The organism is Variovorax sp. MHTC-1, assembly GCF_003984645.1.
Lineage (GTDB): Bacteria > Pseudomonadota > Gammaproteobacteria > Burkholderiales > Burkholderiaceae_C > Variovorax.
On sequence record NZ_RWKI01000116.1, the window covers coordinates 1 to 338 of the forward strand.

General features: G+C 69.2%; 1 protein-coding gene. It reads right to left on the minus strand.

Annotation, left to right across the window (positions count from 1 at the left end; genetic code table 11):
• A partial coding sequence (locus tag EJI01_RS28510; RefSeq protein WP_148112396.1) for an AMP-binding protein occupies positions 1-338 on the minus strand: 338 nt, incomplete at both ends.

Consider the following 338-nt stretch of genomic DNA (forward strand, 5'->3'; position numbering starts at 1 on the left):
CCATGCACGTCGACAGCGGGGTCGTGGTCGGGCTCGTCGCTCAAGTCCAGCGTGTCGAGGCCGAGCACCGGCACGCCGCACTGCAGCGGCTGGCCTTGCGAGAGCAGCAATGCAATGCCGCTGTCCCCCACCATGTAGGCCAGGCGCTCGGCCGGGTACTCCGGGTCCAGCGGCACATAGGCGCCACCGGCCTTCAGGATCGCCAGCAGGCCCACCACCATCTCGATGCCTCGCTCGACCGCGAGGCCCACCTTGGTCTCCGGACCGACGCCCAGCGCGATCAGCCGATGGGCCAGTCGATTGGCTCGCTTGTTCAGCTCGGCGTAGCTCAGCTGCGC